This window comes from Stenotrophomonas sp. GD03777 (genome assembly GCF_029842485.1).
GTDB lineage: Bacteria > Pseudomonadota > Gammaproteobacteria > Xanthomonadales > Xanthomonadaceae > Stenotrophomonas > Stenotrophomonas sepilia.
In genome coordinates this window covers 1-13,806 of the sequence record NZ_JAOCGL010000101.1, presented here as the reverse complement: position 1 = coordinate 13,806, position 13,806 = coordinate 1, and the positions used below count along the sequence as shown (strand labels likewise).

The window sequence follows — 13,806 nt, the reverse complement described above, 5'->3', positions numbered from 1 at the left end:
TCGCCATGGCCGTCCGGTCGAGGGTGCCGAGGGCGTGCAGGCCAACGCCGGCAACGGCGCGAGCCCGGTGACCCCGGTGCAGGTGGTGGCCAAGCCGGTGCGTACCGCCGCCGATACCGGCGATTCGTTCCTGACCCGCATCGGCCGCAAGATCCGCCGGATGCTGTCGGGCAACTGATCCTGTAGCACCCGACCGTTGGTCGGGTGGCTTCATGGGCGTGCCGGCCAGCGGCCGGCACTACCGATCCCGTGACCATCTCCACGCCGTCGCGCCGGTCCTGCATAATCGGGGCATGAGTGTCCTGCGCTTCGACAATGTCAGCAAACAGTACGCCGGTGGCCACGAGGCACTGACCGATGTCAGCTTCGAGGTCGCGCCGGGCGAGATGCTGTTCGTCACCGGCCATTCCGGTGCGGGCAAAAGTACTCTGCTCAAGTTGATCCACCTCGACGAGCGGCCCAGCCGTGGCGCGGTGGTGTTCGACGAGCGCAACCTGCTGAAGGTGCGCGGCGGCGACGTGCCGCGCCACCGACGCGCGGTGGGGGCGGTCTACCAGGACCACCGCCTGCTGATGGACCGCTCGATTGCCGAGAACGTGGCGCTGCCACTGATCCTGCGTGGTACCCGCCGTGGCGACATCAACAAGCGCGTGCGTTCAGTGCTCGAGCGCATGGGCCTGGGCCATCGTGAGAAGGCACTGCCCTCGCAGTTGTCGGCCGGCGAGCAGCAGCGCGTCGGCATCGCCCGTGCCATCGTCGGCGAGCCCAAGCTGCTGGTGGCCGATGAGCCGACCGGCAATCTCGACCCGACCCTGGCAGCGGAGATCATGGCCCTGTTCGCCGAGCTGCCCTCGCGCGGCACCAGCGTGCTGGTGGTCAGCCACGACCTGCCGCTGCTGCGCCGCATGCGCAAGCGCGTATTGATCCTCGACCACGGCCGGCTGGTGGATGACATCTCGCCGCAGGACCTGGCGGAGTAACCGATGGCGAAGAACGAAAACAGCGAAGCCGCCGCCCCGTCGCGCGTGGGCGTCTGGTTCCAGCACCACGTGCACAGCGTGGTGTTCAGCCTGGGCCGCGCCTGCCGCAAGCCGTGGGCGACCCTGCTGACCGTGATGGTCATGGCGCTGGCCCTGGCGTTGCCGCTGGGGCTGTCGATCGCGCTGGACAACCTCAAGCAGTTCGCCGGCAGCGTGCAGCAGTCGCGCGACATCAACGTGTTCCTGAAGGGCAACATCGATGGTCCCGGTGCGCTTCGCCTGGCCGGCCAGCTGCGCGACCGCGATGACGTGGCCGAAGTGAATGTGCGCACACCCGAGCAGGGCCTGCAGGAACTGCGCGATGCCGGCCTCGGTGAGGCGATCGATGCGCTCAACGACAATCCGTTGCCCTCGCTGCTGGTGATCACCCCGGGCCAGGGCAAGGACGACGCACGCCTGGCACGCGCGCTGGAAAGCCTGCCCGAGGCCGACCTGGTGCAGCACGATGCGCTGTGGCGCCAGCGCCTGGACGCCTGGCTGGCGTTCGGTGCACGGCTGGTGCAGGTGCTGTCGGTGCTGCTCGGCGTGGGCGCCGCGCTGGTGGTCGGCAACACGGTGCGCCTTGACATCCAGGCCCGTCGCGAAGAGATCGGCGTGCTGCAGCTGCTCGGCGCGAGCGATGGCTTCATCCGCCGCCCGTTCCTGTACCTGGGCGCGTGGTACGGGCTGGGCGCCGGCGCGGTAGCGCTGGCCCTGATCGGCGCCGCCGGTGCCGCCCTGCGCGTGCCGCTGGCCGAACTCTCGCGCAGCTACGGCAGCCCGTTCGTGCTGCATGGCCTGGACCTGCTGCACGGCGGCCTGGTCCTGGTCGGCACGCTGCTGCTGGGCTGGCTGGGCGCCTGGCTGGTGACCGGCCACTTCCTCCGCCAGACCCGCCCGACCGACACCTGAGACCGGCATGCAACCGCAAGCGCTGAAGCACCTTGAAGGGCCCGCGACGCGGGTGATGGTGGTCGATGGTTCGAAGCTGGTCCGCAAGCTGATCGCCGATGTCCTGCAGCGTGACCTGCCGGGCGTGGAGGTGATCGGCTGCGACAGCATCGAGGATGCGCAGCAGGCGCTGGCGCAAGGCCCGGTGGACCTGGTGACGACCTCGCTGACCCTGCGCGATGGCGACGGCCTGGCGCTGGCGCGGATGGTGCGCGAAGCCGCCGGCCAGGCCTATGTGCCGGTGATCGTTGTGTCCGGCGATGCCCAGCAGCACCTGGAGCAGCGTCGCTTCACCGAGTACGTCACCGACTATTTCGACAAGGCGCTGGGCCATGAGGCACTGGCGACCTTCATCCGTGGCTATGTGCAGCCGCAGACCATCCCCGGCGCCACCATCCTCTACATCGAGGACAGCCGCGTGGTGGCCGAGGCCACCAAGCGCATGCTTGAGCGGCAGCAGCTGAACGTACTGCACGTGGTCAGCGCCGAAGAGGCATTCACCCTGCTCACTGCCGAGTCGCTGGGCCGCAGCCGCCACCGCATCGACCTGGTGCTGACCGATGTCACCCTGAAGGGCGAACTGAGCGGGCGCGACGTGGTGCAGCGCGTGCGCGTGGACTTCGGTTACGGCAAGCGCCGCCTGCCGGTGCTGGTGATGACCGGTGACGGCAACCCGCACAACCAGACCGGGCTGCTGCAGTCCGGTGCCAATGACCTGGTGCTCAAGCCGATCGAAGAGCGGCTGCTGGTCACCAAGGTGCTGTTCCAGCTGCGCCTGGCCCGATTGAACGATGGACCCCTGATTCGATGATGGATGAAGTAGCCGACACCCCGACGATCCAGCTGGAACCGAGCTGGAAGCAGCATGTCGGCGATTACCTGCTGCAGCCGCAGATGCGCGAGCTGTCCAGCTTCCTGCGCCAGCGCAAGGCCAGTGGCGCGGCGGTGTTCCCGCCCGGCCCGCAGATCTTCGCCGCGTTCGACGCCACGCCGTTCGAGCAGGTGAAGGTGGTGATCCTCGGGCAGGACCCGTATCACGGCCGCGGCCAGGCGCATGGCCTGAGTTTCTCGGTGCCGCCGGGCGTGCCGGTGCCGCCGTCGCTGCTGAACATCTACAAGGAGATCGAGAGCGATCTCGGCATCCCGCGCCCGGACCACGGCTGCCTGATTCCGTGGGCGCAACGTGGGGTGCTGCTGCTCAATGCCGTGCTGACGGTGGAAGAGGGCAAGGCTGGTGCCCACCAGGGACGTGGCTGGGAGGGCTTCACCGATCACGTGGTGGATGTGCTCAACCGCGAACGCGAAGGCCTGGTGTTCATGCTGTGGGGCGCCTATGCGCAGCAGAAGGGCAAGGTCATCGACACCCGTCGCCATCGCGTGCTGAAGTCGCCGCACCCGTCGCCGCTGTCGGCCCATCGTGGCTTCCTCGGCTGCCGGCATTTCTCGATGGCCAACGAGTACCTGCAGCGCCGCGGCCAGGCCCCGATCGACTGGTCGCTGCCGCCGCGTTCGGCGCTCTGAGCACCGACGGGCTGCTGGGCCTGAACACCGGGCAACGTCTCCCGGCCTGAATGGGTCTGCAGAACGGCCCGTTCAGCTCCGCTTGACTGAAATCGGCCGGTTTCTGCCAGGTAATTGCTTGAATTCCAAGGGATTGTGAATCCCGAAAAGCGTGCTCGCCACTGTCATCAAATCGCGCTACGGTAGGGCTCTGTTTGGGACCAGTGTTGCATCAATAGGATGCTGGAACTTTTTCCTCCTTTAGCAGTCAAAATCCCGGACTGCTAAGATGGGTGCCTATGAGCCAGAACACCTCTACTGCCCTTGTGGCAAACAATCTCCCGATTCCCAGTGCGCTCGGTTCGCTGGACGCCTACATCGGTGCCGTGCACCAGATCCCGGTGCTGTCGGTCGATGATGAACAGGACCTGGCCCGTCGTTTCCGCGACGGCAACGATCTGGACGCCGCCCGCGAGCTGGTGCATTCGCACCTGCGCTTCGTGGTCCACGTGGCCCGCGGCTACAACGGCTACGGCCTCGCGCTGGGTGACCTGATCCAGGAAGGCAACATCGGCCTGATGAAGGCGGTCAAGCGCTTCGACCCGGACATGGGCGTGCGCCTGGTCTCCTTCGCCGTGCACTGGATCCGTGCCGAAATGCACGAGTTCATCCTGAAGAACTGGCGCATCGTGAAGGTCGCCACCACCAAGGCGCAGCGCAAGCTGTTCTTCAACCTGCGCAAGTCGAAGACGCGCCTGGGCTGGATGAACGCGGCTGAAGTCAGCGCGGTGGCCAAGGACCTGAACGTGTCCGAGCGCGAGGTCATGGAAATGGAGTCGCGCCTGTCCGGTCGCGATATCGGTTTCGATGCGCCGACCGACGAGGACAACGAGCACGCCCCGCCGTCGCCGGCTGCGTTCCTGGTTGCCGATGACGAAGACCCGTCGATGGCCTACGAGCGCGAGGACAGCGAAGACAACCAGATGCAGCTGCTGCGCGAAGGCCTGGCCGAACTGGATGCGCGTTCGCGCGACATCATCCGTCGTCGCTGGCTGGATGCCGACAGCAAGGTGACGCTGCAGGAGCTGGCCGACGAGTACGGCGTGTCCGCCGAGCGCATCCGCCAGGTCGAGGCGAACGCGCTGAAGAAGATGAAGGCGCTGTTCACCGCGTAAGGCGGGATGGCGTTGAAGCTAGGAAAAGGCCCGGCATTGCCGGGCCTTTTCTTTTCGGAGGCGTCCTCATCCACGCATGGCGTGGATCTACCCAGTGTCAGTAGAGCCACGCCGCGCGTGGCTGCGGCACGGCGGTCACTCTTCGCGTGCGATCGCGCGCCAGCCGATGTCGGTGCGGTGGAACGCGTTGGCCCAGCTCACCTTGGCCACGCCGGCATAGGCCTTCGTCTGCGCATCACGCACGCTGTCGCCCAGTGCGGCCACGCACAGCACGCGCCCGCCGGCACTGACCACCTGTGCCTGCGCATCCAATGCCGTACCGGCATGGAACACCTTGGCGCTGGCCGGCACGTCGCCGAGGCCGGAAATCACATCACCGGTGATCGGCGATTCCGGATACGGCCGGGCGGCCATCACTACGCCCAGCGACGGGCGCGGGTCCCAGTGCGCTTCCACCTGGTCCAGCCGGCCCTCGATGGCCGCTTCGACCAGTTCGACCAGATCGGACTGCAGGCGCAGCATCACCGGCTGGGTTTCCGGATCGCCGAAGCGCACGTTGAATTCAATTACCTTCGGCGCGCCGCTGGCATCGATCATCAGGCCGGCGTAGAGGAAACCGGTGAACGGGATGCCGTCGGCGATCATGCCCTGCACGGTCGGGTTCACCACTTCGCGCATCACGCGTGCATGCACCTCCGGCGTCACTACCGGCGCCGGCGAGTACGCGCCCATGCCACCCGTGTTGGGGCCGGTGTCGCCGTCGCCGACGCGCTTGTGGTCCTGCGAGGTGGCCATCGGCAGCGCATGCACGCCGTCCACCATCGAAATGAAGCTGGCTTCCTCGCCATCGAGGAATTCCTCGATCACCACGCGGGCGCCGGCATCGCCGAACGCGTTGCCGGAGAGCATGTCACGCACCGCGTCTTCGGCCTCGGCCAACGTCATTGCGACGATCACGCCCTTGCCGGCGGCCAGGCCATCGGCCTTGACCACGATCGGTGCACCCTTCTCGCGGATGTAGGCCAGGGCAGCGTCCACGTCGGTGTGCACGGCATAGAACGCGGTGGGGATGTTGTGGCGGGCCAGGAAGTCCTTGGCGTAGGCCTTGCTGCCTTCCAGCTGCGCGGCGGCGGCGGTCGGCCCGAAGATGCGCAGGCCGGCGGCGCGGAAGCGGTCGACCACGCCGGCCACCAGCGGTACTTCCGGGCCGACCACGGTCAACGCCACGCCTTCAGCCTGGGCCAGCGCCAGCAGGCCGTCGATATCGGTCACCTTCACCGCCACGTTGCGGCACTTGTCTTCGCTGGCGGTACCGGCGTTGCCGGGCGCCACGATCACGTCGGTGACACGGGAGGACTGGGCCAGCTTCCATGCCAGGGCGTGTTCGCGGCCGCCGGAGCCGATGACGAGGATCTTCATGGGACAGGGTTCTCGGAAACGGAAAAGAAAAGCCGGGCAGGGCCCGGCTTGGTGATGCGGATCAGTGGCGGAAGTGGCGCACGCCGGTGAACACCATGGCCAGGCCATGTTCGTCGGCAGCGGCGATCACTTCGGAATCGCGCATCGAACCGCCCGGCTGGATGACCGCCTTGATGCCGGCGGCAGCGGCGGCATCGATGCCGTCGCGGAACGGGAAGAACGCATCGGAAGCCATCACCGAACCCTCGACCACCAGGTTCGCGTCGGCAGCCTTGATGCCGGCGATGCGCGCCGAGTACACGCGGCTCATCTGGCCGGCGCCCACGCCAATCGTGCGGTTGTCCTTGGCATAGACGATCGCGTTGGACTTCACGAACTTGGCCACCTTCCAGGCAAACAGCAGGTCGGTGAACTGCTTGTCGGTCGGCGCCAGCTTGCTGACCACCTTCAGCTCGTCGCGGGTCATGCCGCGGTTGTCTGACGACTGCAGCAGCAGGCCCGAGCCGACGCGCTTGCTGTCGAAGTTGTTCAGACCGTCGCCATGCGGGATGCGCAGCACGCGTACGTTGGCCTTCTTCTGCGCGTACTCCAGCGCGGCCGGCTCGTAGTCCGGGGCAATCAGCACTTCCACGAACTGGCGGTCCAGGATCACCTTGGCGGTGGCGGCGTCCAGCGGCTTGTTGAAGGCGATGATGCCGCCGAAGGCGCTGGTCGGGTCGGTGGCGTAGGCCAGCTCGTAGGCATCGCCGTTGCCGGCGCCGACGGCCACGCCGCACGGGTTGGCGTGCTTGACGATGACGCAGGCCGGCGCATCGAACTGGCGCACGCATTCCCACGCCGCATCGGCATCGGCCAGGTTGTTGTAGCTCAGCTCCTTGCCCTGCAGCTGCTGGAAGGTGGCCAGCGTGCCCGGCACCGGGTACAGGTCGCGGTAGAACGCGCCGCTCTGGTGCGGGTTCTCGCCGTAGCGCAGGTCCATCACCTTCACGAAGGTGGAGTTCATCTGCGCCGGGTATTCGGCACGGGCCGGCACGGCGGCGTCGGTGGCGGTGACCGCCGACAGGTAGTTGCTGATCGCCGCATCGTACTGGGCGACGCGGTTGAACGCGGCCACCGAGAACGCGAAGCGGGTGGCAGCCGTCAGCTGGCCGTTGTTGGCCTCCAGCGAGGCCAGCAGCTCGGGGTACTGCGATGGGTCGGTGGCCACTGCCACGCGGGCGAAGTTCTTGGCCGCCGAACGCAGCATGGCCGGGCCGCCGATGTCGATGTTCTCGACCGCGTCGGCCAGGGTGCAGTCGGCCTTGGCGGTGACCGATTCGAACGGGTACAGGTTCAGCACCAGCAGGTCGATGGCGCCGATGCCGTGCTCAGCCATCACCGCGTCATCCAGGCCGGAGCGGCCCAGCAGGCCGCCGTGCACCATCGGGTGCAGGGTCTTGACCCGGCCGTCCATCATTTCCGGGAAACCGGTGACCTCGGCCACGTCCTTCACTGCCAGGCCCGCCTCGCGGATCGCCTTGGCGGTGCCGCCGGTGGACAGCAGCTCCACGCCGCGTGCCGCCAGCGCAGTGGCCAGCTCGACCAGACCGGTCTTGTCGGAAACGGAGAGGAGGGCCCGGCGGACGGGCAACAGATCAGCAGTCATGGGACAGAATCGGCAGCGGAGCGGGGCCGATATTGTAGGCGGTGGCGGCCGATGGCGGGCGCTGGTGGTGGCAATCAACCCGCACCGATGGCCTGTGGCCGCCTTCAGCACCGTCTGGACGGGGGCGGTCCGCAATCAATTCGATGGGGCACGCTGCCCCAATCGGGTAGGCTGTGCGGGAACTGCCAAGGATCAGCGGGTTCGGATCGTGTCGATCTATGCATTGAAAGGACGTTTTCAGGACCTCCTGCGTCCAGCCGTACGCGGCCTGTACCGCATGGGGATCACCGCCAATGCGGTGACCGTGGCCGCTGCCGTGGTTTCGCTGCTGGTGGCCGGCGCCGTCTGGTGCTGCGCGCCGGCTCAGCCATGGCTGTACCTGCTGCTGCCGCTGTGGATGCTGCTGCGCATGGCGCTCAACGCGGTGGACGGCATGCTGGCCCGCGAATTCGGCCAGCAGTCGCGGCTGGGTGCCTATCTGAACGAATTGTGCGATGTGATCGCCGATGCGGCGCTGTACCTGAGCCTGCTCAGCGTGCCGGGCGTGCGCCCGGAGCCGCTGTGGCTGCTGGCCTGGACCGCGGCGCTGAGCGAATACGCTGGCGTGCTGGGGCTGATGGTCGGCGCCAGCCGCCGCTATGACGGCCCGATGGGCAAGAGCGACCGCGCCTTCGTGATCGGTGCGCTGGGCCTGCTGCTGGCGTTTGAGTGGGTTGGCGCGTTGACGGTCACGGGCGTGGCCGCGGCCATGGCGGTGCTGTGCGTGCTGACGATGATCAACCGGGTCCGTCGCGGACTGCGGGAAACCGCAGTTTCGCCAAATTAATCAAGCAGATAGAAAAAGACAATCAGGAGATTGCATGCGTCAGGCGCAGGAACGGGAATTCCACAGCTTCGACCAGGTACCGCTGTTCTACCGGTACTGGGCGGGCACCACCGCAGCGCCGGCCACCAAGGCCATCGTGCTGCTGCACCGCGGCCATGAACACTCCGGCCGGGTCACCCACCTGGTCGATGAGCTGGACCTGCCTGACACCGCCTTCTTCGCCTGGGATGCGCGCGGCAATGGCCGTTCGCCGGGCGCGCGTGGCGATGCACCGGGCTTTCCGGCGCTGGTGCGCGACCTGGACAGCTTCATCGCCCACATCGGCGCCGAGCATGGGATCGCGGCGGAAGACATCGTGGTGATCGCGCAGAGCGTGGGTGCCGTGGTCGCCGCCACCTGGGTGCACGACTACGCGCCACGCCTGCGCGCGCTGGTGATGGCCTCCCCGGCGTTCAAGGTGAAGCTGTACGTGCCGTTCGCACGCCCGGGCCTGGCATTGATGCAGAAGCTGCGCGGCAACTTCTTCGTCAACAGCTACGTCAAGCCGCAATGGCTGACCCACGATCCGGCGCGGGTGGAAAGCTACCGCACCGATCCGCTGATCACCCGGCCGATCTCGGTGCGCGTGTTGCTGGGCCTGTATGAGGCGGCCGATCGCATCGTCGCCGATGCGCAGGCCATCAGCGTGCCGGTGCAGTTGCTGGTGTCCGGCTCGGACTTCGTCGTGCACCGTGGCCCGCAGGACCGCTTCTACGAGCGCCTGTCCAGCCCGATCAAGGAGCGCGTGCATCTGCCGGGCTTCTTCCACGACACGCTGGGCGAGCGTGATCGGGCACCGGCACTGGCACGTATCCGCAGCTTCATCCAGGCGCGATTCGCCGAACCGTTGCGCGAGTTGTCGCGGCGCGATGCGCACCGCCATGGGCCGACATTTGAGGAGTCTGAAATCCTGGCCTGGCCGCCCGAGCGCAACAGCCTGGCCGACCTGCGCTGGCGCGTGGTGCGCGGTGGCCTGCGCTTTGGCGGCAGACTGTCCGAAGGCATTGCACTGGGCCTGCAGACCGGTTTCGATTCGGGCAGCACGCTGGACTACATCTATCGCGACGAAGCACGTGGCAAGGGCCCGTTGGGGCGCCTGGTCGACCGCAACTACCTGGATGCGATCGGCTGGCGCGGCATCCGCATTCGCGGTCGGCACCTGCAGGAACTGCTGCGCGATGCCGCCCAACGCCTGCGCGGGCAGGGCATGCCGGTGCGCGTGCTGGACGTGGCCGCTGGCCATGGCCGTTATGTACTGGAAGCGCTGGGCCAGGGCGAGCAACGCGCCGAGCGCATCGTGCTGCGCGACTTCAGCGGTCTGAACGTGACCCAGGGCCAGGCGCTGATCGAGCGCCTCGGTGCGTCCGACATCGCCCGTTTCGAACAGGGCGATGCGTTCGATCCGGTGCAGCTGGCGCAGGTCGACCCGGCGCCGACGCTGGCGGTGGTATCGGGGCTGTACGAACTGTTCCCCGACAACGACGCCGTGCTGCGCTCGCTGCAGGGCATCGCCGCAACGGTGCCGACGGGTGGCTACCTGGCCTACACCGGCCAGCCCTGGCACCCGCAGCTGGAGTTCATCGCCCGCGCGCTGACCAGTCATCGTGGTGGCGCTGCTTGGGTGATGCGCCGCCGCACCCAGCAGGAAATGGATGAACTGGTGCGCCTGGCCGGCTTCGAGAAAGTGGCGCAGCGCATCGATGACTTCGGCATCTTCACTGTGTCGCTGGCACGCCGGACCGCGTGATGGCGACGCTGGCTGCAACTCCGCTTGCCACGGCGGGGCGCCCCTGGCGGCGCGCGCTGCTGTGGCTGGCCCTGCTGGGCCCGTTCTTCTTTGCCAGCTACGGCTTCGCCAACTGGGTGGCCGGCCGCCACGCCGAACTGCCGGTGATGGCGTTCGGCTGGGAAACGCAGATTCCGTTCGTGCCATGGACGATCGTGCCGTACTGGTCGATCGACCTGTTCTACGCGGTCTCGTTCTTCCTGTGCCGGCAGCGCCTCGAACTGGACCGGCACGCATTGCGGCTGTTCAGTGCACAGCTGATCGCCGTGAGCTGCTTCCTGCTGTGGCCGCTGCGCTTCAGTTTCGAGCGGCCGGAGATCGGCGGCGTGTTCGGTTGGCTGTTCGATGTGCTGCTGGGTTTCGACAAGCCGTTCAACCAGGCGCCATCGCTGCACATCGTGCTGCTGATCGTGCTGTGGGTGAAGTTCGCGCAGTACCTGCACGGTGCCTGGCGCTGGGTACTGCATGTGTGGGCGCTGCTGATCGGCGTCTCGGTGCTGACCACGTTCCAGCATCATTTCATCGACATCCCGACCGGGCTGCTGGCCGGCTGGCTGTGCGTGTGGCTGTGGCCGGAGCAGGGCACGCCACCGCTGCGGGCCTGGCGCATCGCGCGGCATGCCAAGCGGTGGCGATTGGCTGCGCTGTACCTGCTGGCGACCGCCGTGCTGCTGGTGCCGGTGGTCCTGCTGCGGGGTACGGCGTTGTGGCTGCTGTGGCCGGTGGTGTCGCTGATGCTGGTGGCGCTGGCGTATGCCGGGCTGGGCACGGCGGTGTTCCAGAAGCGCGCCGATGGTCGCCTGACCATGGCGGCACGCTGGCTGCTGGCACCGTACCTGGGCGCCGCCTGGGTCAACTCGCGGCTGTGGACACGGCGTGCGCCGCAGCCGGTGCCGGTGCTGGACGGCGTGTGGCTGGGCCGGATTCCCTGCACGGTATTGCCGGCACCTTTGGTGGGCGTGGTCGATGCCTGCGCCGAGCTGTCCTGCTGCGCGCCGGGTGCGGCGTATGCCAGCGTGCCGATGCTGGACCTGGTGGTGCCCACGCCGGAGCAGCTGCGCGAGGCCGCCGAGGCCATCGAGCGTCTGCGGCCGCAGGGGCCGTTACTGGTGTGCTGTGCACTGGGCTATTCGCGCAGTGCCGCCAGCGTGGCGACGTGGCTGCTGCGCACGGGCCATGCCGCGGAAGTCGGAGCGGCGGTCGCCATCGTGCGTGCGGCACGCCCCGGCATCGTGCTGGGCCCGGAGCATCTGCAAGCCATCACCGCAGCGGCTGGAGTGCGCGCATGAGTGCCGTTCCCGATCTGGCGACCATGCAACTGCTGCTGCGCCAGGGACGCTGGCCCGCGCTGCTGTCGCTGGGGCTGCTGCTGGTGGCGCTGCTGCTGCTGGGCATCGAAGCGGGGTTGGCGATGATCGCCGCCGGGCTGTTGCTGCTCAGTGTGGGCGCTGGGCTCGTGCAGGCCTACCATGCATGGCGGGTCGGGCTGGACGCGAGCCTGCTGCAGCTGTTGCGCGATGAAGGCCTGGAAGGCGAAGCCGCTGCACGCCGTACCGACCAGCTGCTGCAGGACAGTGGCCTGCGCCGCACACCGGCCGATGCGCCGCTGCGCGGCTGGGACGTGCGTTGGGCCGGCATGCGCCGGCTGCTGCTGCGCCAGTACCTGCTGACGGCAGTGCAGGCCGCACTACTGGTGCTGGCCGTAGTGTGGCCGCAGACGTGAACGGGAGGGACCGATGTTCGCCGAACTGATTGCACGCGCTTGCAGTGGCGCGATCCACGTGGTGACCGGCGCCCGTGCGCTGTGGATCGGCTGTGCGCCGTCCAGCGAGCGCCGCGTGTACTACGGCAACCACGCCAGCCATGGTGACTTCGTGCTGATCTGGTCGTCGATGCCGCCCGCGCTGCGGCGACAGGTACGCCCGGTGGCCGCCGCCGAATACTGGCAGCGCGACGGCCTGCGCCGCTACCTGATCGATGCGGTGTTCAACGGTGTACTGGTAGAGCGTGAGGCCGGCCATCGCCAGCAGGACCCGTTGCAGGTGCTGCGCGATGCGGTCGACGAAGAGTGCTCGCTGATCCTGTTCCCGGAAGGCACGCGCAATGTGGGCGATGAGCCGCTGCTGCCGTTCAAGAGCGGCATCTACCACCTGGCGCGGCAACGGCCGGAGCTGGAGTTCGTGCCGGTGTGGATCGACAACCTGAAGCGGGTGATGCCGAAGGGCCGGTTCCTGCCGCTGCCGCTGCTGTGCACGGCTACGTTCGGCACGCCGCTGCGGCTGCAGGCCGACGAGGACAAGGCTGCATTCCTGGCCCGCAGCCGGCAGGCGCTGCTGGACCTGGCGCCGAATGGAGGGCGCGCATGAGCTATCTGATGGACGTGTCCGGTGACCTGGCCGCGCGCAGCGTGGGCCAGCAGACCGGTCTGCTGTTTGCCGGCGTCGGCGCGGTGCTGGTGCTGGCCACGCTGGTGGCCGAGACCCTGCGCTGGCGGCAGCGTGGGCAGCCCAGTGCAGTGATCGCCAACCTGGTGTCGCGCATCCGCGCCTGGTGGGTGATGGCGATCGTGGTCGGGCTGGCGCTGTTCTTCGGTCGCGCCGGGGTGATCGTACTGTTTGCGATCATCTCGCTGTTCGCGCTGCGCGAGTTCATCACTCTGGCACCGACCCGCTCGGGCGACTACTACGCGCTGCTGGCCGCGTTCTACATCGTGCTGCCGTGGCAGTACTACCTGGTGTGGATCGACTGGTACGGCATGTACACGCTGCTGATTCCGGTCTACGCATTCCTGTTCCTGCCGATCCTGTCGACCATCGGTGGCGATACCACGCACTACCTGGAGCGGACGGCGAAGGTGCAGTGGGGGCTGATGATCTGCGTGTTCTGCATCTCGCATGTGCCGCTGCTGCTCAACCTGCATGTGCCCGGGCATGATCCGGCGCGCAACGTGCTGCTGTTTGCCTTCCTGGTGATCGTGGTGCAGTCCTCGGATGTGCTGCAGTACATCTGGGGCAAGCTGCTGGGCCGGCACCTGATCGCCCCGAAGCTATCGCCGTCGAAGACGGTGGAGGGCTTCGTGGGCGGCGTGCTGAGTGCCAGTGCGCTGGGTGCGGCACTGTGGTGGATCACCCCGTTCACGCCGCTGCAGGCGTTCGGCCTGTCGCTGCTGATCAACCTGATGGGGTTCTGGGGGGGGCTGGTGATGTCGGCGATCAAGCGCGACCGTGGCATCAAGGACTGGGGCCACATGATCGAGGGCCATGGCGGCATGCTCGACCGGCTGGATTCGGTGTGCTTCGCCGCGCCGGTGTTCTTCCATGTGGTGCGGTATTACTGGAAGGCGGGCGGGGGCGGGTGATCCTACCGGGCCTTCATCCACGCATGGCGTGGATCTACTGACGGGCGGGGGCGGTTGACTTTGCCGGGCTTCCATCCACGCATGGCGT

At 67.6% G+C, this 13,806-nt stretch carries 14 protein-coding genes; 12 read left to right on the top strand and 2 right to left on the bottom strand.

The genetic code is table 11. The features are described 5' to 3' along the window. The 6 genes from rhlB to rpoH form a co-directional block, all read left to right on the top strand. Positions 1-178: ATP-dependent RNA helicase RhlB (gene rhlB / locus N5E02_RS17170; protein ID WP_279946540.1), on the top strand; the 178-nt coding region annotated here is incomplete at its 5' end. A gap of 115 nt (positions 179-293) precedes the next feature. Beyond that, positions 294-980, top strand: a complete 687-nt coding sequence (gene ftsE / locus N5E02_RS17165) for a cell division ATP-binding protein FtsE (RefSeq protein WP_005419728.1) — start codon at positions 294-296, stop codon at positions 978-980. A 3-nt stretch (positions 981-983) separates the two neighbouring features. Continuing rightward, positions 984-1,931 carry a permease-like cell division protein FtsX gene (gene ftsX / locus N5E02_RS17160; RefSeq protein ID WP_005419726.1) on the top strand — a complete coding sequence of 316 codons (948 nt, stop codon included), beginning with the start codon at positions 984-986 and terminating at the stop codon, positions 1,929-1,931. 7 nt (positions 1,932-1,938) lie between these two features. After that, on the top strand, positions 1,939-2,781 hold the full coding sequence (locus N5E02_RS17155) for a response regulator (protein WP_005411271.1): 843 nt from the start codon (positions 1,939-1,941) through the stop codon (positions 2,779-2,781). Continuing rightward, positions 2,778-3,491 carry a uracil-DNA glycosylase gene (gene ung / locus N5E02_RS17150; protein ID WP_005419723.1) on the top strand — a complete coding sequence of 238 codons (714 nt, stop codon included), beginning with the start codon at positions 2,778-2,780 and terminating at the stop codon, positions 3,489-3,491. Before N5E02_RS17155 ends, ung begins: the two co-directional genes overlap by 4 nt. A 278-nt stretch (positions 3,492-3,769) precedes the next feature. Beyond that, positions 3,770-4,645: an RNA polymerase sigma factor RpoH gene (rpoH, locus tag N5E02_RS17145; protein ID WP_005411269.1), complete on the top strand. Its 876-nt coding sequence runs from the start codon at positions 3,770-3,772 to the stop codon at positions 4,643-4,645. A 135-nt stretch (positions 4,646-4,780) separates the two neighbouring features. Here the strand turns inward: rpoH and purD are convergent, their stop codons facing one another. Together purD and purH are read right to left on the bottom strand one after the other, a co-directional pair. Beyond that, positions 4,781-6,064 carry a phosphoribosylamine--glycine ligase gene (gene purD, locus N5E02_RS17140; protein ID WP_065186298.1) on the bottom strand — a complete coding sequence of 428 codons (1,284 nt, stop codon included), beginning with the start codon at positions 6,062-6,064 and terminating at the stop codon, positions 4,781-4,783. Positions 6,065-6,125: 61 nt separating this feature from the next. Further along, the gene (gene purH, locus N5E02_RS17135) at positions 6,126-7,709 is read right to left on the bottom strand and encodes a bifunctional phosphoribosylaminoimidazolecarboxamide formyltransferase/IMP cyclohydrolase (RefSeq protein WP_065186299.1); all 1,584 of its coding nucleotides are present in this window, start codon (positions 7,707-7,709) and stop codon (positions 6,126-6,128) included. A 208-nt stretch (positions 7,710-7,917) separates the two neighbouring features. Here purH and N5E02_RS17130 point away from each other — a divergent pair, with 208 nt between their 5' ends. From N5E02_RS17130 to N5E02_RS17105, 6 genes are read left to right on the top strand one after another with little or no spacing between them, the layout of a single operon-like run. Further along, positions 7,918-8,535 (top strand): CDP-alcohol phosphatidyltransferase family protein, encoded by a 618-nt coding sequence (locus N5E02_RS17130; protein WP_065178833.1) that lies wholly within the window; start codon positions 7,918-7,920, stop codon positions 8,533-8,535. Positions 8,536-8,569: 34 nt separating this feature from the next. Then, the gene (locus N5E02_RS17125; protein WP_235649045.1) at positions 8,570-10,321 is read left to right on the top strand and encodes a bifunctional alpha/beta hydrolase/class I SAM-dependent methyltransferase; all 1,752 of its coding nucleotides are present in this window, start codon (positions 8,570-8,572) and stop codon (positions 10,319-10,321) included. Beyond that, positions 10,321-11,649, top strand: a complete 1,329-nt coding sequence (locus tag N5E02_RS17120) for a phosphatase PAP2/dual specificity phosphatase family protein (RefSeq protein WP_279946538.1) — start codon at positions 10,321-10,323, stop codon at positions 11,647-11,649. Before N5E02_RS17125 ends, N5E02_RS17120 begins: the two co-directional genes overlap by 1 nt. Beyond that, on the top strand, positions 11,646-12,083 hold the full coding sequence (locus N5E02_RS17115) for a hypothetical protein (protein WP_005419714.1): 438 nt from the start codon (positions 11,646-11,648) through the stop codon (positions 12,081-12,083). Before N5E02_RS17120 ends, N5E02_RS17115 begins: the two co-directional genes overlap by 4 nt. Positions 12,084-12,096: 13 nt before the next feature. Further along, on the top strand, positions 12,097-12,726 hold the full coding sequence (locus N5E02_RS17110; protein WP_005419712.1) for a lysophospholipid acyltransferase family protein: 630 nt from the start codon (positions 12,097-12,099) through the stop codon (positions 12,724-12,726). Continuing rightward, the gene (locus tag N5E02_RS17105) at positions 12,723-13,718 is read left to right on the top strand and encodes a phosphatidate cytidylyltransferase (protein ID WP_061478167.1); all 996 of its coding nucleotides are present in this window, start codon (positions 12,723-12,725) and stop codon (positions 13,716-13,718) included. Before N5E02_RS17110 ends, N5E02_RS17105 begins: the two co-directional genes overlap by 4 nt. Positions 13,719-13,806 lie beyond the last annotated feature (88 nt).

Bases quoted from the DNA above. Each gene is read 5' to 3' on its own strand.
- ftsE (WP_005419728.1), top strand. From the start codon at position 294: ATGAGTGTCCTGCGCTTCGACAATGTCAGCAAACAGTACGCCGGTGGC.
- ftsX (WP_005419726.1), top strand. From the start codon at position 984: ATGGCGAAGAACGAAAACAGCGAAGCCGCCGCCCCGTCGCGCGTGGGC.
- N5E02_RS17155 (WP_005411271.1), top strand. From the start codon at position 1,939: ATGCAACCGCAAGCGCTGAAGCACCTTGAAGGGCCCGCGACGCGGGTG.
- ung (WP_005419723.1), top strand. From the start codon at position 2,778: ATGATGGATGAAGTAGCCGACACCCCGACGATCCAGCTGGAACCGAGC.
- rpoH (WP_005411269.1), top strand. From the start codon at position 3,770: ATGAGCCAGAACACCTCTACTGCCCTTGTGGCAAACAATCTCCCGATT.
- purD (WP_065186298.1), bottom strand. From the start codon at position 6,064: ATGAAGATCCTCGTCATCGGCTCCGGCGGCCGCGAACACGCCCTGGCA.
- purH (WP_065186299.1), bottom strand. From the start codon at position 7,709: ATGACTGCTGATCTGTTGCCCGTCCGCCGGGCCCTCCTCTCCGTTTCC.
- N5E02_RS17125 (WP_235649045.1), top strand. From the start codon at position 8,570: ATGCGTCAGGCGCAGGAACGGGAATTCCACAGCTTCGACCAGGTACCG.
- N5E02_RS17120 (WP_279946538.1), top strand. From the start codon at position 10,321: ATGGCGACGCTGGCTGCAACTCCGCTTGCCACGGCGGGGCGCCCCTGG.
- N5E02_RS17115 (WP_005419714.1), top strand. From the start codon at position 11,646: ATGAGTGCCGTTCCCGATCTGGCGACCATGCAACTGCTGCTGCGCCAG.
- N5E02_RS17110 (WP_005419712.1), top strand. From the start codon at position 12,097: ATGTTCGCCGAACTGATTGCACGCGCTTGCAGTGGCGCGATCCACGTG.
- N5E02_RS17105 (WP_061478167.1), top strand. From the start codon at position 12,723: ATGAGCTATCTGATGGACGTGTCCGGTGACCTGGCCGCGCGCAGCGTG.